General features: G+C 71.6%; 20 protein-coding genes. 9 read left to right on the top strand and 11 right to left on the bottom strand.

From position 1 onward, the window contains the following. The first annotated feature begins 129 nt into the window (after positions 1-129). Positions 130-339, top strand: a complete 210-nt coding sequence (locus tag ACFQ6X_RS11440; RefSeq protein ID WP_383179470.1) for a hypothetical protein — start codon at positions 130-132, stop codon at positions 337-339. A 78-nt stretch (positions 340-417) separates the two neighbouring features. Here the strand turns inward: ACFQ6X_RS11440 and ACFQ6X_RS11445 are convergent, their stop codons facing one another. Next, entirely contained in the window at positions 418-963 is a 546-nt protein-coding gene (locus ACFQ6X_RS11445; RefSeq protein ID WP_383179473.1) for a hypothetical protein, read from the bottom strand. A 209-nt stretch (positions 964-1,172) separates the two neighbouring features. Here ACFQ6X_RS11445 and ACFQ6X_RS11450 point away from each other — a divergent pair, with 209 nt between their 5' ends. Continuing rightward, complete coding sequence (locus tag ACFQ6X_RS11450; RefSeq protein ID WP_383179476.1) at positions 1,173-1,832, top strand: hypothetical protein; 660 nt, start codon at positions 1,173-1,175, stop codon at positions 1,830-1,832. A 45-nt stretch (positions 1,833-1,877) separates the two neighbouring features. Here ACFQ6X_RS11450 and ACFQ6X_RS11455 read toward each other — a convergent pair whose 3' ends face one another. Beyond that, a complete protein-coding gene (locus ACFQ6X_RS11455) occupies positions 1,878-4,259 on the bottom strand; it encodes a serine/threonine-protein kinase (RefSeq protein WP_383179479.1) in 2,382 nt (793 codons plus the stop codon). 206 nt (positions 4,260-4,465) lie between these two features. Further along, a complete protein-coding gene (locus ACFQ6X_RS11460; RefSeq protein WP_383179482.1) occupies positions 4,466-5,275 on the bottom strand; it encodes a VOC family protein in 810 nt (269 codons plus the stop codon). Between the two features lie 366 nt (positions 5,276-5,641). On the opposite strand from ACFQ6X_RS11460, the gene ACFQ6X_RS11465 reads away from it, so the two are divergent. From ACFQ6X_RS11465 to ACFQ6X_RS11475, 3 genes are all read left to right on the top strand, one after another. After that, entirely contained in the window at positions 5,642-6,289 is a 648-nt protein-coding gene (locus ACFQ6X_RS11465; RefSeq protein ID WP_329208466.1) for a TetR family transcriptional regulator, read from the top strand. Between the two features lie 158 nt (positions 6,290-6,447). After that, positions 6,448-7,116: a pyridoxal 5'-phosphate synthase gene (locus ACFQ6X_RS11470; protein ID WP_383179485.1), complete on the top strand. Its 669-nt coding sequence runs from the start codon at positions 6,448-6,450 to the stop codon at positions 7,114-7,116. A 149-nt stretch (positions 7,117-7,265) separates the two neighbouring features. Beyond that, positions 7,266-8,456 (top strand): flavin-containing monooxygenase, encoded by a 1,191-nt coding sequence (locus ACFQ6X_RS11475; protein ID WP_383179488.1) that lies wholly within the window; start codon positions 7,266-7,268, stop codon positions 8,454-8,456. Positions 8,457-8,471: 15 nt separating this feature from the next. Here ACFQ6X_RS11475 and ACFQ6X_RS11480 read toward each other — a convergent pair whose 3' ends face one another. Further along, positions 8,472-9,809, bottom strand: a complete 1,338-nt coding sequence (locus tag ACFQ6X_RS11480; protein WP_383179491.1) for an MFS transporter — start codon at positions 9,807-9,809, stop codon at positions 8,472-8,474. A 100-nt stretch (positions 9,810-9,909) separates the two neighbouring features. After that, on the bottom strand, positions 9,910-10,326 hold the full coding sequence (locus ACFQ6X_RS11485) for a DUF2809 domain-containing protein (protein WP_383179494.1): 417 nt from the start codon (positions 10,324-10,326) through the stop codon (positions 9,910-9,912). 58 nt (positions 10,327-10,384) lie between these two features. Here ACFQ6X_RS11485 and ACFQ6X_RS11490 point away from each other — a divergent pair, with 58 nt between their 5' ends. Further along, positions 10,385-11,380 (top strand): GlxA family transcriptional regulator, encoded by a 996-nt coding sequence (locus ACFQ6X_RS11490; RefSeq protein ID WP_383179497.1) that lies wholly within the window; start codon positions 10,385-10,387, stop codon positions 11,378-11,380. Positions 11,381-11,399: 19 nt separating this feature from the next. On the opposite strand, the gene ACFQ6X_RS11495 is transcribed toward ACFQ6X_RS11490, so the two are convergent. The 3 genes from ACFQ6X_RS11495 to ACFQ6X_RS11505 all read right to left on the bottom strand — a co-directional run bounded on the left by ACFQ6X_RS11495 (position 11,400) and on the right by ACFQ6X_RS11505 (position 13,390). Then, positions 11,400-11,861, bottom strand: coding sequence for an ATP-binding protein (locus tag ACFQ6X_RS11495; RefSeq protein ID WP_383179500.1), 462 nt, complete (start codon positions 11,859-11,861; stop codon positions 11,400-11,402). A gap of 541 nt (positions 11,862-12,402) precedes the next feature. Continuing rightward, positions 12,403-12,933 carry an EF-hand domain-containing protein gene (locus ACFQ6X_RS11500; protein ID WP_383179503.1) on the bottom strand — a complete coding sequence of 177 codons (531 nt, stop codon included), beginning with the start codon at positions 12,931-12,933 and terminating at the stop codon, positions 12,403-12,405. A gap of 82 nt (positions 12,934-13,015) precedes the next feature. After that, the gene (locus ACFQ6X_RS11505; RefSeq protein ID WP_329208474.1) at positions 13,016-13,390 is read right to left on the bottom strand and encodes an STAS domain-containing protein; all 375 of its coding nucleotides are present in this window, start codon (positions 13,388-13,390) and stop codon (positions 13,016-13,018) included. Positions 13,391-13,678: 288 nt separating this feature from the next. Here ACFQ6X_RS11505 and ACFQ6X_RS11510 point away from each other — a divergent pair, with 288 nt between their 5' ends. Beyond that, positions 13,679-14,281, top strand: a complete 603-nt coding sequence (locus ACFQ6X_RS11510; RefSeq protein ID WP_383179506.1) for an RNA polymerase sigma factor — start codon at positions 13,679-13,681, stop codon at positions 14,279-14,281. Then, positions 14,278-15,510, top strand: coding sequence for a zf-HC2 domain-containing protein (locus ACFQ6X_RS11515; RefSeq protein WP_383179509.1), 1,233 nt, complete (start codon positions 14,278-14,280; stop codon positions 15,508-15,510). The genes ACFQ6X_RS11510 and ACFQ6X_RS11515 overlap by 4 nt, the downstream gene beginning before the upstream one ends. 12 nt (positions 15,511-15,522) lie before the next feature. Here the strand turns inward: ACFQ6X_RS11515 and purU are convergent, their stop codons facing one another. Together purU and ACFQ6X_RS11525 are read right to left on the bottom strand one after the other, a co-directional pair. After that, positions 15,523-16,425: a formyltetrahydrofolate deformylase gene (purU, locus tag ACFQ6X_RS11520; protein ID WP_383179512.1), complete on the bottom strand. Its 903-nt coding sequence runs from the start codon at positions 16,423-16,425 to the stop codon at positions 15,523-15,525. A gap of 28 nt (positions 16,426-16,453) precedes the next feature. Further along, a complete protein-coding gene (locus tag ACFQ6X_RS11525; protein ID WP_329215137.1) occupies positions 16,454-16,900 on the bottom strand; it encodes a hypothetical protein in 447 nt (148 codons plus the stop codon). 174 nt (positions 16,901-17,074) lie between these two features. Between ACFQ6X_RS11525 and ACFQ6X_RS11530 the strand changes: the two genes are divergently transcribed. Further along, positions 17,075-18,346, top strand: coding sequence for an ABC transporter substrate-binding protein (locus tag ACFQ6X_RS11530; RefSeq protein WP_383179515.1), 1,272 nt, complete (start codon positions 17,075-17,077; stop codon positions 18,344-18,346). A gap of 52 nt (positions 18,347-18,398) precedes the next feature. Here the strand turns inward: ACFQ6X_RS11530 and ACFQ6X_RS11535 are convergent, their stop codons facing one another. Then, positions 18,399-19,847 (bottom strand): hypothetical protein, encoded by a 1,449-nt coding sequence (locus tag ACFQ6X_RS11535; RefSeq protein WP_383179518.1) that lies wholly within the window; start codon positions 19,845-19,847, stop codon positions 18,399-18,401. Positions 19,848-19,991: the final 144 nt, after the last annotated feature.

Here is a 19,991-nt window from a genome sequence, read left to right on the forward strand (position 1 = left end):
GGCAGACGGATTGCCGAGTGGCCACACCACTAAGGTGAACGGCCCTGGAAGGCCCGCCCGGCGATCCACGGGGGAACCGCCGGGCGGGCCCATCCATCCGCTGTCAGACCTTTTCAGGAGTTGAACCTCATGGCCGACAAGAGCGACATCCTCAAGCCGACGGACGCGCACGCCACCGGCGAGGAGATCACCACTCAGGACGCCCACGCGACCGGCTCGCCGCTCAAGCCGGCGGACGCCCACGCCACCGGCGAGGAGATCACCACTCAGGACGCCCACGCGACCGGCTCGCCGCTCAAGCCGGCGGACGCGCACGCCACCGGCGAGCCGGCCAACTAGACCTCACGACGCACGGGGAGCGGCCGCGGCGGCGCGGAGGGGGTGCCGCCGCGGCCGCTGCGTGTCCGCGCACAGGATTCAGTAGCGCAGTTCCGCCGTGACCAGGCAGCGCTTCACCCGGGAGACGGTCCGCGGGCTGTCCATGCGGACCGTCAGGGTCTCGGCCTGGTCGTAGTCGAGGTCGACCGTGGTCTCACCGGTGTCGACGGTGTTGCCGCTCGCGTCGAGGAACGTCACGTCGACGTCGTAGGTGTGTGTGCCCGTCGCCGTCGACCGGATCTCGACCGTCGACGTGGTGACCGCCTTGCGCTTGCCCTTGCGGGGCTGGGCGCAGCGTACGACCCGGACGTCGGGGGCGTCCGTCGCGGTCGCGGTGGGGGTCGGCGTGGAGTAGGTGGAGCCGCCGGACGAACTGCTCGACGAGCTGTCGTAGTCGTCGTCGTAGTCGTAGTCGTGGTAACCGTTGTTGCTCTTCTTCGAGTTGGAGCAGCCGCCGCCCGAGCTGCTGCTCTTGCCGCTGCGGCTCTTCCCGCCCTTGCCGCCGCTGCTGGAGGTGGAGAATCCGGTGAGCGCGAGCACCACCACGACCAGTACCGCCGCGAACCTCATTCGTCGCCGCATCATCGATGCAGCCCCCCTTTGTTTGTTGTCGGCCGTCCACGGCCGTCGCACAGCCGCGCGACACCGTAACGCACAGCATTCCCGCCGCAGACCCGCAGTCCAGTCATGACCCTGTCACGGTCTGGCAATGGTCTCCGATGGCACGGGTGAGGGGCCGGGCGTAGCGTCGAGCCCGAGAGCGGTGTCCTGCGCACAGGCCCGGGAGGCTGACGATGATCCGCAATGTTCTCGGCTCCGTCCTTGCTCTCCTAGGAGCGGCGGCCGCCGTCCAGAGCCCCTTCCAGAGCTGGTACGACGGCCGCCTCGGCCGGGACTACCGCATCCAGGACCTGTTCAACGGCATCAGCGCCACCTCGTCGGCCGTGCTCGGTTCGATCCTTCTGCCGTTCCTCTTCGCCGCCCTGGTGACCCTGGTGGGCGTGGTGCTCCGCTCACGCTGGGTGGTGGCCGTGGCGGGCCTGATCGTTCTCGGCTTCACCGTGCTGTGGATGGTCCGCCAGGGGCAGGCGACGGGCAGCCTGACCGTGGACGGCGACGGGTCCGGACTGCGGATGGGTGTGGCACAGGCGGCCGCGGGCGGTGTGATGCTCCTGCTGGGCGCCCTGGTGATGTCGGGGCGGACGCGGGCAGTGCGGGCAGCACCGCGTGACGACCTCGACCCGTATCCCGTGCCGCCGGACGACCGTCCGGACACCTGGCCTCCGACGCAGGAGCCGGGCATGTCGGCGCAGACGACGCCGTGGCCGGAGCCGGAGGCGCACCCGTACACGGGGCCGGGGACGGGCCAGCACCGGGGCAGGTCCGACGAGGACACCGCCCCGTACCCGGTCAAGGACGAGGACGACGGCCGCCATCCCCCGCCCCGCCCGTGAGACGCCCGTGAGACGCCCGTAAGGCGTGCTGAGGCGTGACCGGGGTTACGTCCGTGCCGCCCTGCTCCCCGTCCCCGTTCCCTTCAGCGCGTCCAGTGCGTACACGCACCGGTCCTTGCTGCACGCGTAGACGACACCCGCCTGCGCGACCGGTGAGCCCGTGATCTCGCCGCCCGTGGCGAGCTTCCAGCGCAGCTGGCCGCCCGCCGCGTCCAGGGTGTAGAGCACGTGGTCCGCCGAGCCGAAGTGGACCCGGCCGTCCGCGACCACCGGTGCGCCGACCACGTCGCCGCCCGCCGCGAACCGCCATTTGGGCGTGCCGGTCACCGCGTCCAGCGTGTACAGCGCGCTGCCACTGCCGACGTGCACGTTCCCCGCCGTGACCAGCACGGGTTCGATCGACTGCCGGGCCTCCGTCGCGATCCGCCACCGGTCCTTGCCGGTCGAGGCGTCCAGCGCGTACACGGTGCCGAGATAGTCGGCGAGGTACACCCCGCCCCCGGTGACCGCGGGTCCCGGCGCGAAGGCGGGCGGCGACAGGAAGGCGGCCGGCGACTCGAAGTGCCAGCGCACCCGGCCCGAGACCGTGTCCACGGCCAGCACCCGGGTTCCCGCGGCGATGTACACGAAGCCGTCCGGCGCCGGGGTCACCCGCACGGGCACACCGCCACAGGAGGCCGCGTCGCCGATGGGGTAGGACCACCGCTCCGTGCCCGTCCGGGCGTCGACGGCCCGCAGCCGCGCGTCCTGCCACAGGTAGACCGTGCCGTCGTGGATCACCGGCCCGGCCTCGGGCGTCTCGAAGTCGCTCTGGACGCCCCGGGCCTCCCACAGCTTCTCGCCGCTGGACGCCTCCCACGCCTGTACGCCACCCCCGCGCGTCCCGGTCAGGACCGTGCCGCGGTCGGCCTTCAGCGAGTACACCCACGCGTCCGTCTGCAGCCGCCACCGCTCGGCGCCGGTCGCCGCGTCCAGCGCGTACAGGGACGGACCGTCCGAGGCATGGATCCTGCCCCCGTCGACGGCCATCGCCCAGGCCACGTCCCGCGTCTTGAACTGGCGGCGCCCGTTGCCCACATCCAGCGCGTGGACCTCGAAGGACGTCACGTACAGCAGATCGCCGACCACGACGGGCGTGCCCCACACATCGTTCGACATGCGGAAACGCCACGGCCGCCAGCGGTCCGGCGCCGCGTCCGGGGCGGGCGAGGGGGCGGGCACCGGGGCCGTGGGGGCGGCCCCGCCGGCCGCGCCGTTCAGCCCTGCGGGCGGGCGCACCCAGCCGGTGGCCGGGTCCGCGTGCGCGGCGGCCGCGCCCCGTACGTCCACCGGGCGCGGGCCCGGACCGATCGGCACCTGCGCGCCGGGCAGCCGCACCGGGCCGCCGTCGGGCGCGGGCGCCACCTGCGACGGCGCGGGCGCGGTGCGTACGTCGCCGCCCGCGCGCCAGGCACCGTCCCAGTCGGCTCCCGGGGGCGGCGGGCCGGGCTGCTGGGGCGGCGCGACCACGGGCGCGGGCACGGCGGCGGTGCGGCCGCCGCCCCTGCGCTGCTCGATCATCGCGGTCGCCCGGGTCGGCAGCCACGCCGACGCCGTACCGCTGTCGTCACTGCCGGAGGCGAACAGGTGCGGGGCCAGCTGGGCCTGCAGATCGGCCGGGCTGGGCCGCCGCGTCGCGTCCATCTGCATGCAGGACTCGATCAGCGGACGCAGGTCGTCGGGCAGCCCCTCCGTGTCGGGCCCCTCCCGCAGCAGCATGAACACGGTCTCGACGGGATTCGCCCCGTGGAAGGGCGCATGTCCCGTCGCCGCGAAGACCAGAGTCGAGCCGAGCGAGAACACATCGCTCGCCCCCGTCACGCTCCGCGAGTCGCGTGCCTGTTCCGGAGACATGTACGCGGGAGTGCCCACCGCGACGTTGGTCATGGTCAGCCGGGTGTTGGAGACACCGGACGCGATACCGAAGTCGATCACCCGCGGCCCGTCCTCGACCACGAGCACGTTGGACGGCTTCAGGTCGCGGTGGACCAGTCCTGCCCCGTGGATCGACTGCAGGGCCTCCGCGATGCCCGCGGCCAGCCACCGCACGGCCTGCGTCGGCATCGGCCCGCACTCACTCACTATCTCCTCGAGCGAGGGGGCGGGGACGTAGGCGGTGGCCAGCCATGGCACTGCCGCACGCGGATCGGCGTCGACGACGGCGGCGGTGTAGAAGCCGCTCACCGCGCGGGCTGCCTCCACCTCACGCGTGAAACGGACCCGGAACAGCTGGTCCTCGGCCAATTCCGTGCGTACCGTCTTGATCGCCACCCGCCGGCCCGACGCCGAGCGCGCGAGATAGACCAGCCCCATGCCGCCGGCCCCGAGTCGTCCCAGCACCTCGAACGGGCCGATCCGCCTCGGGTCATGCTGCGTCAGCTGCTCCACTTGCCTGCCACCTCCCCGTACGGACCTCAGGAACAGAAGCCCGCGAAATCCCGCCCTGTGCAGCGTCTCACCACTGGGCACCACCTGGCGGTGCGCACCCTGATTCTTCCTGGCTCAGGCCCCGGTTGCGAACCCGGGGGCGGATCGGGGTGTCTTGTGGCACTCCACCCCTTTCAGGACAGCCGGGGCAACAGCTACGGCAACAGCTACGGCAACAGCTCGGTCGGCTGCAGTACCGCGAACGCGGCGCCCTGGTCGTCCTGGAGAACCGCCATGCGCCCGTAAGGAATATCGAAGGGCGGAGCCGAGATCCGGCCACCCAGGCGGGTGGCGGTCTCGACGGTACGGACACAGTCGGCTACGGCGAAGTAGTTGAGGAAGTAACTGGGCATCATCTCGGGGAACGCGTCCGTGATGACGCTCCGTCCGCCGATCGCGGTGTCGGGCCCCGGATCGCTGCCGGCCGGGGACCACATGCGGAAGTCCGTACCGAGTACGTCGCTGTCGTCGCTCCCGCCCCCGGGCTCGTCGAGGTCCGTGCCCCGGAAGCCGAAGACCTCCTCGTAGAAGGCGTCCACACGCTCCGGCTGACGGGTGTAGACCTCGGTCCAGCAGAAGGATCCCGGCTCGTTCTGCTTCTCGAAGCCGGCCCTGTCCCCCGCCTGCCACAGCCCGAAGACCCCGCCGCCGGGATCGGCCGCCTGGGCCAGTACGCCGGCCCGGCCCGCCCGAACGGGTTCGGTGATCACCTGGCCGCCCGCCTCACGGATCGCGGCGACGGTGGCGAGGATGTCGTCGGTGGCGAAGTAGACGCCCCAGGCGGTCGGCATGCGGCCGTCCTGCTTGGCGGCGAGTGCGGCGACGAGCTTGCCGTCGCTGAAGGCGTCGGCGAAGGGCATGCCGTCACCCGCCCGGAAGGTCCAGCCGAAGAGCCCGCCGTAGAAGCGCTTGCCGGCTTCGAGGTCGGAGAGCTGCACATCCACCCAGCACGGCGCGGATTGCGCGAATACGACCATGGGCCCGGGTCCTTCCGTAGCGGTGACGCCCGTCACAGTCAACGTAACGTCGGGCGCCGCGCGGCGCGCCCCGAGCATCCCGACCCGTCCAAATAGAACATTCGCCCGAATCGTGAAGGTTCTGCGCCCCTCGTGGACGAAAGTTGTCCACCGAAGTTATCCACAGGCTGTTGATAAGACCGTCACACCGGAACCTCCCACCGCGCCGGCAGCTGCGCTCCACAGCTCCCGACCCGCCCCGGATCAGCCTCCCGCAGACCGGCCCCGCCCCCACGGAAAAGCGCCGTGCACCCCGTCCGCACTGGGGCGTTCCCCATTTGCAGTCGGTCAAATCGCGCTCCGATCACCCCTCGGTAAGCTGACGGCATGACAGGACAAGTACGCACCGTCGACGGCCGCGTGGCTGGTCGGCGCGGTCAGGCGACGCGGCAGAAGCTGCTCGACTGCCTCAGCGAGATGCTCAGCTCCTCGCCGTACCGGGACGTCAAAGTCATCGACGTGGCCCGGAAGGCGGGGACTTCACCCGCGACCTTCTACCAGTATTTCCCCGACGTCGAGGGCGCCGTCCTCGAAGTCGCCGAGGAAATGGCCAAGGAGGGTGCCGGCCTGACCGAACTGGTCGCAGGCCGCTCCTGGATCGGCAAGGCCGGCTGGCAGACATCCGAAGAACTCGTCGAGGGGTTCCTCGACTTCTGGCGGCGCAACGACGCGATCCTCCGCGTCGTCGACCTCGGTGCGGCCGAGGGCGACAAGCGGTTCAACAAGATCCGCATGAAGATCCTGAACTCGGTCACCAACTCCCTGACGGATTCGGTCAAGGAGCTCCAGTCCAAGGGCAAGGTCGACAAGGACGTCAGCCCCGCCGCCGTGGCGGGCTCCATGGTCGTGATGCTGGCCGCGGTCGCCTCGCACCAGAAGGGCTTCACCACCTGGGGCGTGAAGCAGGCCGAACTCCGGCCGAACCTCGCCCTGTTGGTACACCTCGGCATCACCGGCAAGAAGCCGGTCAGGTAGGCGCCGGCCAGGACCCCCCACACACGCCGGGCACCCGCGGCCACCCCGCGGCGCCCCACGTCCTGTCTCACCGACGGCGGACCACTCCCCACGTGGTCCGCCGTCGGCGTTCCCGCACCCACTGGGCGAACGGCCCCGCGAGGCTGTGGAATGGATCCATGAGCGATGCACAGAAGGCCTTCCGCGAGCTGCTCCACGCCCAGCGCGTCTGGGACGTCACCCTCCCCCGCTTCGACCCGTCCACGGCGCCCGCCGACCCCCTCGCCCTCTTCCACACCTGGTTCGCCGAGGCCGTGGACGCCGGACAGACGGAGCCGCACACCCTGACCCTGGCGACCGTGGACGCCGAGGGGAGGCCCGACGTGCGGACGCTGATGCTGCACGACGCCGACGAGCGCGGCTGGCACTTCGCCACCCACTCCACCAGCGAGAAGGGCCGCCAGCTCGCGGCCCGCCCGCACGCGGCCCTCAACTTCTACTGGCCCGCGCAGGGGCGCCAGATCCGGGTACGGGGCACGGTCACCCCCGTGGGCCGCGCGGAGAGCCTGGCCGATCTGCACGCCCGGTCGACCGGCGCGCTGGCCGCCGCGCTGACGGGTTCGCAGAGCGAGGTGCTCGCCTCGTCCGAGGAGCTCGTCCGGGCCTCCGAGGCCGCCTGGGAACGCGCCCGGGCCGAGCCCGACGCGGACGCGGAGACCTGGACGCGCTACGTGGTCGAGCCCCAGGAGGCGGAGTTCTTCCAGGGCGACGCGCAGCGGCGGCACGTACGTCTGCGCTACCGCCGCGAGGCCGGCGGCACGTGGACCCGCGAACTCCTGTGGCCGTAGAGACCGCACCGGTGCTGTGAACGCTTGTGTGCAGGAGAAGCCGAAATCGGCCTCCGAACGCACAGCAAGCACGCATCCGTGATCAATTCGCAACCGATTCCGGTCTTGACCGAGACCCATCAAGTGAACGCCGGATTACGCTCCGGAACATGTCAGACAGCACATCCACCGCCGGTGGCCCCGTTCTTCCCTCCTCCATCGACCGCACCGACGACCGGCCGGTCTATGTGATCGGCGGCGGGCCGGGCGGCCTCGCCGTCGCAGCGACCCTGCGGGAACAGGGAGTACGGGCCGTGGTGCTGGAGAAGTCCGGTGCCGTCGGGGCGTCCTGGCGCCGTCACTACGACCGGCTGCACCTCCACACCACGAGGCGCTGGTCGGCTCTGCCGGGGCTGGCGATGCCGCGCCGGTTCGGGCGCTGGGTCTCGCGCGACGACATGGTGCGCTACCTGGAGAAGTACGCCGAGCACCACGAGCTGGAAGTGGTGACGGGCGTCGAGGTCAACCGGATCGACCCGGCCGCCGACGGAACCGGCTGGCAGCTGACCGCGACCGGCGGCCGGGTGCTGACCGGCCGGGCGGTCGTCGTGGCCACCGGCTTCAACCACACCCCGCGGACACCGGACTGGCCCGGTACAAAGACCTTCACCGGCGAACTGACGCACGCCGCCGAGTACCGCAACCCGGCCCCGTACGCGGGCCGGGACGTCCTCGTCGCCGGCATCGGCAACACGGGGGCGGAGATCGCCGTGGACCTCGTGGAGGGCGGCGCCTCCCGGGTACGTATCGCGGTCCGCACCACGCCGCACATCGTGCGCCGCTCGACGGCGGGCTGGCCCGCGCAGGCGACCGCGGTCCTGGTCCGCAGGCTGCCGGTCCGGCTGGTCGACCGCGCCGGTGGCCTGATGTCCCGCATCTCCGTCCCCGACCTCTCCGGGCAGGGTCTGCCCCGGCCGGACACGGGCCTGTACTCCCGGGTCAAGGAGGGCGCGATCCCGATCCAGGACGTCGGCCTGATCGACGCGGTGAAGCGCGGCCTGGTGGTCCCCGTGGCTGCCGTCGAGTCCTTCGACGAGGACACGGTGGTGCTGGCCGACGGAACCCGGATCACCCCGGACGCGGTGATCTCGGCGACCGGGTACCGGCGGGCCCTGGAGGACCTGGTGGGCCACCTCGGCGTACTGGACGCCCGTGGCCGCCCCGTGGTGCACGGCGCCCGCACCCCGCGGCAGGCGCCCGGCCTCTACTTCACCGGGTTCACCAATCCGATCAGCGGGAACCTCCGCGAAATGGCCCTGGACGCCCGGAAGATCGCCGGGCGGCTGGCCCGCACGCGCTGACCCGGCAGCAGCTCCTCAGCCGACGGCCGCGTCCTTCAGCGCGCCGTCGGCCGGCTTCCGCCGGATCACCAGCGCCATCAGGGCGGCCGACGCGCACAGCGCCCCCGACGCGTACCAGACCACGTCGTACGAACCGAACACATCACGTGCGACGCCGCCCAGGAACGCCACCAGGGCCGCGCCCACCTGGTGCGAGGCCAGCACCCAGCCGAAGACGATCGCACTGTCCTCGCCGTAGTGCTCGCGGCACAGGGCCAGGGTCGGCGGGACCGTGGCGACCCAGTCCAGACCGTAGAAGATGATGAAGAACAGCATCGACGGGTGCACGGCCGGTGCCATCAGCATCGGCAGGAACAGCAGCGAGATGCCCCGCAGCGCGTAGTAGACGGCCAGCAGCCTGCGGGCGTCGAAGCGGTCCGTGAGCCAGCCGCTGAAGATCGTGCCGATGATGTCGAAGATCCCGATGACCGCCAGCAGCGAGGCCGCCGCGGTGATCTCCATGCCGTGGTCCTGCGCCGAGGGCACGAAGTGGGTGCGGATCAGGCCGTTGGTGGAGGCACCGCAGATCGCGAACGAGCCGGCAAGCAGCCAGAACGGCCCCGTGCGGGCCGCGTCGAGCAGGACCCGTACGGTGCGGGTCGCCGCGCCCACCGCGGGAGCCGGCTTCTCCACGTACGAACCGCCGTACGGGGCGAGCCCCACGTCGGCCGGGTGGTCCCGCATCAGGAGCCAGACGAACGGGACGACGACGAGCGCGGCGAGGGCGACCGTCACCGAGGCCGGCCGCCAGCCGTGCTCGTCGACGATCCAGGCGCACAGGGGGAGGAAGACCAGCTGGCCGGAGGCGCCGGCCGCGGTGAGGATGCCGGTGACCAGACCCCTGCGGGCGACGAACCAGCGGTTGGTGACGGTGGCCGAGAAGGCCATGGCCATCGAGCCGGTACCCAGGCCGACGAGCAGGCCCCAGTAGATCATCAGCTGCCAGGACGCCGTCATCCAGACGCTCGCCAGCGCCCCGGCGGCCACCGCGCTCAGCGCGACCACCACGACCCGGCGGATGCCGAACCGGTCCATGAGTGCGGCGGCGAACGGCGCGGTCAGCCCGTACAGCGCCATGTCGATCGAGACGGCCAGGCCGATCTCCCCGCGCGACCAGCCGAACTCCGTGTGGAGGGGGTCGATGAGGAGGCCTGGGAGGGAGTTGAAGGCGGCCCCGCCGATGATCGTCACGAAGGTGACGGCGGCCACGATCCATGCCCGGTGGATGCGCGGACGGGAGGAACGACGGGGTGCGTCGGCGGGTGTGGTCCGACGGTCGTCGTCCCTGGCGGCGCTTTCGGTTGTCTGTGTCACGCAGCCAGCATCCGGGGGCCGCGACTCCCGTACGAGTGGCTGGACAGACACCCTTCGCAGAGATCGGGCCACCAGGGATCGGGCCGCCCTCTCCGTACGGTCAGGCGCCGGACCTGCTCCGGTACGCGGTGTGCACGGCCCAGGCCACGGCGGCTCCCACCACGTACCAGAACAGGTCGGGGGCGTTGAACGTCGAGCCGAGCACCAGCCGGGCCACCGCGCTCCGTTCGGACAGCTCCGCCGGGACCCCCGTCAACTGCGCCGCTTCGACCGCCCAGCTGAACGCGAGGGCCGACCCCGCAGCCGTCAGCGGCCGCACCCTGGGCACGAGGAACAGGACGAGGGCGTGGATCAGCACGGTGTACAGCGCGTCCCCCGCGTACTTCGCGAGCTCGCCGCCCGCCACGGACCGCACGCCGAGCCCCGCCGCCACCGTCACAAGAGCTGCTGCCGCCGCCACCGCCCGGGGACCCGCCACCGAGGGAATGAACGCAGGGCCCGCCGACTTTTCCTTCACGTCGAGGACACCTATCAGCTTAAGGTCTCAGCAAGCCAGCCGTGGGAGAGGAAACCGCATGCCGCACCGCGTCGTCGTACTCGCCCTCGACGGGCTGCTCCCCTTCGAACTGGGCATTCCCCAACGGATCTTCGGCCGTTCGCTGAGCTCCGAACCCCTCAACAGGGGCACGAAGCTGTACGACGTCGTGACCTGCTCCGTCCGTCCGCCGGGCCCGGTCGCCACCGACGCGGACTTCAGCATCGTCGTCGAGCACGGCCCCGAGGCCCTGGCCACCGCGGACACGGTCGTCATCCCCGCCTCGTACGAGCTCGGCCCGGTGTACTCGGAGGGCAGGCTCACCGACGAGCTCGCCGCCGCGTTCGCGTACATCAGGCCGGGTACGCGGATGGTCTCCATCTGCACGGGGGGCTACGTCCTGGCCGCCGCCGGGTACCTCGACGGCCGCCCCGCCACCACGCACTGGTCGGCCGCCGACCACTTCCAGCGGCTCTTCCCGAACGTCCGCGTCGATCCGGACGTCCTGTTCATCGACGACGGCGACGTCCTGACCTCCGCCGGGGTCGCGGCCGGAATCGACCTCTGCCTGCACATCGTGCGCCGCGACCACGGCACCGCCGTCGCCAACGACGTCGCCCGCCGCACCGTCGTCCCCCCGCACCGCGACGGAGGCCAGGCCCAGTACATCCAGCGGCCCGTCCCCGAGACGCAGTTCGCGACGACGACCGGTGCGCGCGCCTGGGCGCTCGGCAGGCTGGAACAGCCGATCCTGCTCCGCGACCTGGCGCACCAGGAGTCGATGAGCGTGCGGACGTTCACCCGCCGCTTCCGCGAGGAGGTCGGCATCAGCCCGGGGCAGTGGCTCACCCAGCAGCGGGTGGAGCGGGCACGGCAGTTGCTGGAGTCCACGGACCTGTCGGTCGACCAGGTGGCACGGGACGCGGGGTTCGGTACGGCCACGTCCCTGCGGCAACATGTCCAGGCGGCGCTGGGGGTGTCACCGACGGTGTACCGGCGTACGTTCCGCTCGACGGTCCCCGGGCAGGCACGCTAGGACACAGGGCCCGCCGCCTTCAGAGACTGGCCCGTCGCGCGAGGTCGCCCGGCTGTTCCTGGATCACCGGGACCATCACGGGGCCGCCCCGGTCGATCTCGCACCAGATCCGTTTCCCGGCGCCCTCCGGCAGCCAGCCCCAGCGGTCCGCCAGGCCGTCGACCAGCTCCAGGCCACGGCCGTTGGTGTCCTCGCCCTCGGCGTGACGCGGCTGAGGAGGACAGCAGCTGGTGTCGGCCACCTCGACCCGCACCGTCCCGGTCGATCCCGAGGAGCCGAACAGCATCCGCAGCACGGCCGGGCAGCCCGTGTGGACCACCGCGTTCGTGACGAGCTCCGAGATCAGCAGGATGAGCGTCTCGGCGAGCGGCTCATCGTCCTCTATTCCGGACCCGACCAGTCGCGACCGCGCCCATCTGCGGGCCCTCCCCACCTCTGCGGGATCCGGCCCGACCTCCAGCTGAACCTGAAGCACCTGCACCGCTCACACCATCCGAACCGGCGGACACATCGCCTCGCGCCTCCTCAGGGTCACGGAACGTGACTCCCCTGCGAGACAGCATGGTTGACGTACAGTCACCGCAACAAGCGCTTCGGGCATATTCCAGCGCGAAGGAGTACGCGTGGTGCATATTGTGCGACGCACGCTGCGGAGAGTCGAACAGGAGCGCGTGGGCACCGAGGGAGCTGACTCCCCGGCAGGCCCGGCGCATCTCCGTGGGTCACGAGCAGGGCGCCGTTCCCGGCCCGGAGTCGCCGCACAGGCCACATCCGGATCCCTCGGTTCCAGAACCACTCGCATCCAACGGAGCGTACCCGAGCCGGGTGGACGACTCCGCCCGGTGACGAGCCGGACCAGGACACAACCCGGTATCGGCTGCACTGCGTCACACCGCACCCCGCCGCCGGCACGCTCCCGCCCCGTCCCCCACCAGCCCGGGACCCCCGGGCAGGCCCACCGCGGTCGTTGCGGCGGGCCCGGCGCGAACTGCTTGTGCGGTTGGGCGTGTTGAGCGGAGGTCCTACGCGTCCGGCTCGATCACGGTGAAGTACGCCGCGAACGCGGCCACCGCGTCCGATTCGGCGATCCGGCCGTCCCCGTCGGCATCCAGGCTGCGGGCCGCGACGCCCGCGACCGCGTCCTCGGCGCCCAGGACCCGCAGGGCCCGCTCCACGGCCGCCACGGGAGCGGACGCCGAGCCTGCGGACTCCGCGCCGCCGGCGACGGAGATCGCCGCGCGCAGGAACGGGCGGGCGATCTCCGCGAAGCGCTCGGGGTTGTCACGCAGCCGCTTCACGGCCCCGCCCACGAACTCCTCACGGGTGACGCGCTGGTCCCCGTCCACGTCGGCGATGCCCGCCATGCCCTGCCAGAAGGCCTCGGCGCCCGTATAGAGGGCCTGCCCCTTGTCGCAGCGGGCCGTCGTACCGAATTCGGTGAGCAGACGGGATGCCGCGGCGTTGAAATCGGCGCGATCGATGTAGCCGTTGCCGTCCTGGTCGAAGGCGGCGAAGCGGTGCGCGATCTTGCGCTCGTACTCTGCGCTGTCCATGCGGGGAGCGTACGACGCCGAACGGCGTCACGTGTCACTAAAGCCCCCAGCCGGTGTTACAACCTGGTCTTAACTCAGGAGGTCACGCCGTGAGGGGCCGGGATTCCTCGTCCGTGGCGGCCTCGGCGTCGGGGTAGACCTCGAAGAGGCGGCGCACTCCCAGGGCGCCGAGCACCTTGTTGACGTGCGAGCCGTCCTCCGCGCCCCTGGCCGGGAGGATGAGCCGCAGCCGGCCGCCGCAGGACTTCATCAGGCGGCGGGAGGCGATCAGCACACCGACACCGCTGGAGTCGCAGAAGAGGACGCCCGAGAGGTCCAGGACCACGTCGTGCTGCCCCTCGGCCACCGCCCCGTGGACGGACTGGCGTACGACGGGTGAGGTCACCAGATCGAGTTCGCCCCGGATCCGCAGCACGGTCCACTCGCCCTGCTCGGTCTCGTCCACCTTCAGCGTCACGCGACTGGGCCTCTCGTTCCGGGGAATCCCGAGGATGCGGAAGTTTCCGTTCCTCCTCGCGGCTGCCCCGGTCCCCTGCCCGTGAAACCCCGCCTGCTCACCAACCGGCGCGGGTTTCCTCCGGAAATGATCACTTGAAGTCCGTTTACCCTGCCCGGAAACGGCAACGCGTGACGTATTCCCTATCATCCGGCGCCACTCGAGGGACGTACTTGGTGGAAAGGTGCGTGCACGGCCGACGGCGGCCACTACATTCGACGTGACGAGGGGCACAGGGCTGGGGGCTCGATGGCGAAGGACGCACCACCCCGCTGGGACCGCCGGATGCAGCAGCGGCTGGCGCGCGGCGAGGCGGCAGCTCTCGGCGAGCTCTACGACCGGTTCGCGGCGCTCATCCACAGCCAGGCCCACCGGATGCTCGACGACGAGGACGCCGCGGACGTGGTGACCCGCGAGGTGTTCGGCTACGTCTGGGAGAACCCCGACGCGTACGACCCCAAACAGGGCTCCATGAGGTCCTGGGTGACCCGGCTCACCCATCACCGGTCCGTGCAGTGGCTGCGCAGAGCTCATGACGACGTCGATGACGACGGGGCCGGTTCCGACGGCGAGGACGACAGCCTGTCCACGGAGGAGCTGGAGCAGCGGGTCCGCAGGGCCACGGCCGCGGCCCGCGCCGACTACATCGTCGCGTCGATGCCGGCGCCGCTGCGCGCCGCGCTGGAGCTCGCGTACATCCAGCGCCGGGACTACCGGCAGACCGCGGCCGACCTCGGTGTCACCGGGGACGAGGCCCGGCGCCGGCTGCGCCTGGGGCTGCAGCTGCTCTCGACCGCGAACACCCGACCGCTGGAAGGCTTCTCGCCGCCCGGATACGGGCGGGCGCTGTGACCGGGGGCAACGGCGGGAACGGCCGCGACGGGGAGAACCTGGGCGCGCGGCGTATACCCGGGCCACGGGCCGCCGCGGACGACAGCGAGGACCTCACGGCGATGACTCCCACGGAGCCCGGCCCTCCGGTCCTCTCCCACAAGGTGCTCAAGTCCCTTCTCGGCGCCTGGGCCCTGGCCGCCTGCTCGGCCGAGGAGACCGCCGCGGTCGAGGACCACCTCACCGTGTGCGCCCCCTGCGCGGAGGAGGCGCTGCGGCTGCGCGACGCCGTGGGGCTCCTGCACAGCGACGTCAGCCTGGACCTGGATCCGATGCTCCGGGCCCGGGTCCTGGAGGGCTGCCTGGGCCGCCGCCCGGCGAGGATCCCGGTCCCTGCCTGGGCCGCTCCCTACGACGCGGAGACCGCCCGGCTCGACGCCCTGCTCCGGGACATCGGCGACTCCGAGTGGCACGCGCCGGTCCGGCTGAAGTGGTTCGAGGGCGAGCGCCAGGTCAACCGCAAGACGACGGTCGCCGGGGTGATCGCCCACCTGATGGCCGTGGACGGCCTGGTCTCCACGGCTCTCGGGCTCGACGACCCGCTCGGAGCCGGTGTGAAGCCCCTGTCGCCGACGGAGCGCACCGAAACGTATTGGTCAGCCGCTTTCAGGCCGCCCACGCGGGCCGTCCGGGAGCCCTGGCGCGACCAGAGCCACACCCTCATCCGTACGGTGTCCTTCGCCGGCCGCGGTGTCGCGGAGCAGTCCGTTCCGTACGGGGACTTCGCCCTCCCGCTGCAGGACTCGCTCCTGGAGCGGGCCTTCGAGTGCTGGGTGCACGGCGGCGACATCGCGGACGCGGTGGACTACCCGTACGAGCCGCCCGCCGCCGCCCATCTCCACCGGATGATCGACCTGGCGGCGCGGCTGCTGCCCGCCACCCTGGCGGGCCGCCGCCGCGCCGGGCTGGCCGCGCCCGCCCGGCAGCTGGTGACGGCCGGATCCCCGGGGCGGTCACTCCATCTGGAGGTCGAGGGCCGGGGCGGTGGCAACTGGTACATCGCGCTGGACTCACCGGCCGCGGTCGGCTCCCCCGAGCACACGGTCGCGCAGGTCGCACTCGACGGGGTGGAGTTCTGCCGGCTGGTCGCCGGACACGTCCCGCCGGTGGAAGCCGCGGCGGGGCAGGAGGGCGACCGCGAGGCGATCCGCGACGTGCTGTTCGCCGCGGCGTCCCTCAGCCGGCTGTGAACCGGTCAGGCCCTAGGCGAAGACCACCGTACGGCGGCCGTTGAGCAGGATGCGCCGCTCCGCGTGCCACTTGACCGCGCGCGCCAGCGCCTGGCACTCCACATCGCGCCCGATGGCGACGAGCTGGTCCGGCGTGACGCCGTGGCCCGCGCGCTCGACCTCCTGCTCGATGATCGGCCCCTCGTCGAGGTCCGCGGTCACGTAGTGCGCCGTCGCACCGATCAGCTTCACACCGCGCGCATGGGCCTGGTGGTACGGCTTCGCGCCCTTGAAGCTCGGCAGGAAGGAGTGGTGGATGTTGATGATCCGGCCGCTCAGCTGCTTGCAGAGATCGTCGGAGAGCACCTGCATGTAGCGGGCCAGGACGACCAGCTCGACGTTCTCACCGCGTACGAGCTCGAGGAGCTGCGCCTCGGCGTCCGCCTTGTTCTCCCTGGACACGGGGATGTGCCGGAACGGAATGCCGTACGAGGCGACGAGCTCGGCGAAGTCCGTGTGGTTGGAGACGACGGCCACGATCTCGACCGGCAGCGCCCCCATGCCGGAGCGGAAGAGCAGGTCGTTGAGGCAGTGCCCGAACTTGCTGACCATCAGCACGACCCGCATGCGGTCGGAGGAGCGGTGTATCTGCCAGTCCATCCGGAACGAGTCGCCGATCGCGGCGAAGCTGGCCCGCAGCTTGTCCACGTTCACCGTGACGTCCGCGGAGAAGTGGACCCGCATGAAGAAGAGACCGGTGTCGTGGTCGCCGAACTGCTGGCTGTCCTCGATGTTGCAGCCGGTCATGAAGAGATAGCTCGACACGGCGTGCACGATGCCCTGTTTGTCGGGGCACGAGAGCGTGAGGACGTACTGCTCGGCAAAGGCGTCCGAGGCAGCGGCGGGGACGGATTCGGCAGGCTGCGGCGCGGTCATTCCCGTAGGGTGCCACACCCTTCCCGGGTCAGGCCGATCTGGTCATGATGCGGAGCACGTCCAGGGAACGCGGCGGAATGTCCGGGTCCTCGGCGTCGTTCGTGGCGAGCATCACATGGGCTTCGCGAGCGGCCGCGACGGCCTCGGGCCAGCCCTGGTGCTCCAGGTAGACGGAGACGGGAGCGTCCGCGCCGACCTGGTGCATGATGCGCAGCACCCGCAGCGCGGCGACGTCCACGAGGGCCGCCTCGGCCGAGTCGCGGAAGATCGTCCCGACGTACTTCTCGGCGGACCAGTTGTCCAGCCAGGTGTCCTCGACCAGGCGGTACACGGCGTCGGTGACGTCGCCGTACCCTTCCCGGCCGGCCAGCCAGCACTCGTGGTGGAAGACGGGGTCGGAAAGCATGTGCAGCGCCGAGCGCACATTGCTGCGCCAGCGCCACCACGGCATGTCGTTGAGCGGCATGTCGCCCATGGTGGAGGAGCGACGGCCGCGACGGGAAGTGTTCTCCGAACCTTGCTGCACGGTTGTCGATCGTACGTTCCCTCCGCTCGTGTGCACACAGCCCCCTGCAATTCACCTTTACGTCACCGAGCGTTGAACGGAGCACACTGCGGCGTTACCCCTGGGGCGGAAAAGTTCATGCCCATGACCGGATGGCGACGCCTCACCTCCCCCCGCCCCTACAAAATCCTCACGTGTACGGCGGCGGCAGGGGCGCTGCTGATATCCGGCTGCGGGGTGATCCCTGGAGTCTCGGGGGGCTCCAGGGAGCCCGTCACCGTCATGACCTGGGCCCCGGACGCGACCCTCGCCGACTCGGTGAACATGGCGGGCATGCCGGCCATGGCGAGGACCTACGGCCGCTGGATCAATGAGCAGGGCGGCATCGACGGTCACGAGCTGCGGGTGATCACCTGCAACGAGGACGACACCTCGCGCGGCGCGGCGAAGTGCGCCCGGCGTGCGGTCGAAGAGAACGCGGTCGCGGTCGTCGGCTCGTACAGCAGGTACGGCCGGTCCTTCCTGGCTCCTCTGGAGGCTGCCGGCATTCCGTACATCGGCGGCTACGGCGCCTCGGCCGACGAGTTCGTCAGCTATCTCTCCTACCCGGTCAACGGCGGCCAGTCGGCCCTGCTCGCGGGCAACGGGCAGCAGTTGGCGGCCACGTGCGACAAGGTGTCGCTCGTACGGCCCGACTCGCTGGTCGGTGACGGCATGCCCTCGCTCGTCGACTCGAGCCTCACCAAGGCCGACCGGCCCGCGTCCTACGACATCAGGGCCCCCGAGGGGGCCACCTCGTACGACTCGCAGGCGTCCAAGGCTCTCCAGCAGGCCGGCGACGGCTGTGTGACCGCCGTGCTGGGCGAGCGCACGGAGACGTTCTTCGACTCGTTCCGCCGCCTCGAGCCGGAGGACAGCGAGGTCCGCATCTCCTCCGTGCTCGGCAGCATCGGGCAGCCGCTCATCGACCGTACGGGCGGCCGGAACAGCCCGTTCGAGGGCGCATACGTCACCGGCTGGTACCCGGACTCGGGCGATGCCCGCTGGGCCGAGATGCGGGGGGTGATCGAGAAGTACGCCTTCGGCGACAACCGGATCGATCCCGAGGACACCGGCGTGCAGACGACGTGGATCGCGTACACCGCGCTCAGGAAGGTCATCGAGGCGATGGACCGGCCGGAGATCACGGCGAGCAGCCTCGCGGTCGCCCTCAACCGGGGCGCCGAGGCGGACACCGGCGGCCTGACACCGGTCCTGCGCTGGCGCTGGGCGGACACCATCGGCTCGCCCGGGTATCCGCGCATCGTCAACAGGCAGGTGACGTTCCAGGTAGTACGCGAAGGACGCCTGGTCGCCCAGAAGAAGGGCTTCGTGGACGTCACGGAGACCCTGATGGACGCCCGCCGCATGTTCTGACGCACGGCCGACGGGCCCCGGCCGAGAAGCCGGGGCCCGAAGGTCGTACCGCTCAGAGCTGGGTGGGGGCGCGCTTGGTCAGGCCGTACTTCTGGGCGATGGAGTTCCACAGCCCCGAAGCCTCGCGCTTCGCGAGGGTGGCCTCACCGCTCGACGCGTCGGCCTTGGCCTTCTCGTCGGTCGACTTGGCGCTGCCGCCCTTGCAGACCTTCTTGTTCTTCGCCTGGCCGGCCCACGCGGCGTAGTGGTCATCGGCCTCCGCGGACGCCTGCCAGGCCTTCGTCAGCGAGGACTTCAACTCCGCGTGGCTCGGCAACTGGTCGACGGAGAGCCCCTCGAGCCGCGTCACGAGATCGCGGCGCTGCGCCGCGGCGCCCCTGAGATCGGCGGCCGCCTGGTCCAGCGCCCGGCAGCTCTTGATCTTCTCCACCGCGCCGATCACCGCCGCACGGCTGTTGTTGCTGTCGGCGAGCAGCTTGTCCAGCGCCTGGGCCTGCGGCTCCGCCGGGTCGGCCGCCTTGGCGGTCGGATCCCCGGCGGCGGGTGAACTCTGCGCGGCCACCGGCTGCTTGTCGCCCTTGCCGCCCTCGTCGCCGCCGCTCATCAGCGCACCCGCACCGAGCCCGATGACGGCACAGCCGACGACGACCGCGGCGATCAGCTTGATGTGCGAGGACCGTCCGCCCTGCCCTCCGCGCCCCTGGTGCTCCGGCGGCTCCTGCGCGCCCGGCGGGAAGGGCTGCTGGGCCTGCGGCGGCTGCGGCTGCCCGTGCGCGCCCTGGTAGGGCCGGCCGGGCTGCTGGCGGCGCGGCTGCTGCTGACCGGCGTCAAAGCGGGGCATCTGCTGCGTGGCGCCCGCGGGCTCCTCGCTGCGGAACAGGCTGTCGAACTCCGCGGGCGGCTGCCGGTCGCCCGGGGCCCCGGGCCGTATGCCGTACGGAGCTCCACCGGGCACCGGCGGTATGTACTGGGTCGCGTCCGCGTCGCCCGCCTGGGCGGGCTGGGACGTCTGCCCCAGGTACTGGGTCGACTCGGCACGGTGCTCGGGCGGCAGGCCACCGGGGCCGGGGCCCCCGGGTACGGGCGCGATGTACTGCGTGGCGTCCGCGTCCCCGCCCGCTCCCATACCGGGCACGGCCTCGGGCGGCAGGGGCTGGGCGTACTGCTGCTGGTACGGGTCCTGCCGGTGCGCGTACGGGTCCTGCGGGGCGGCGTACTGCTGCTGGGGCTGGTACTGCCCCTGCTGCGGTGCGTACGCACCCGGCTGGTGCTGCTCCGGCGGGAGCTGCCCCGGGGCGGTGCCGTCCTGGTGCGCGTCCTGCGGCCCCCAGGGCTGGCCCCACGGCTGCCCGCCCGCGGGGACGGCCTGGTCGGCCGCCGGGCCTCCTGCGGGCCCTCCCGCGGTCCAGGGGGCACCGCCCTCTGCGGGCAGCACGACACCTTCGTGCGCGGGCCGTACAGCAGGGAGCTGCCGCTCGTCACCCTGTCCGCTCTGCGTCACCGGGACTCCTACGTGTGAACCTATGGAATCGTCGGCTCACGCTATCGGGTGGCTGCCGCCCCACGCCAAGCGCCCGGGAGCGCTCACCACCCCTTCACACAGCCGGTAACACGCAGCCCGCTTCCGGCGCTGTTCATGGCGGAC

The sequence above is a fragment of the Streptomyces sp. NPDC056452 genome (assembly GCF_042796085.1).
Classification (GTDB): Bacteria; Actinomycetota; Actinomycetes; order Streptomycetales; family Streptomycetaceae; genus Streptomyces.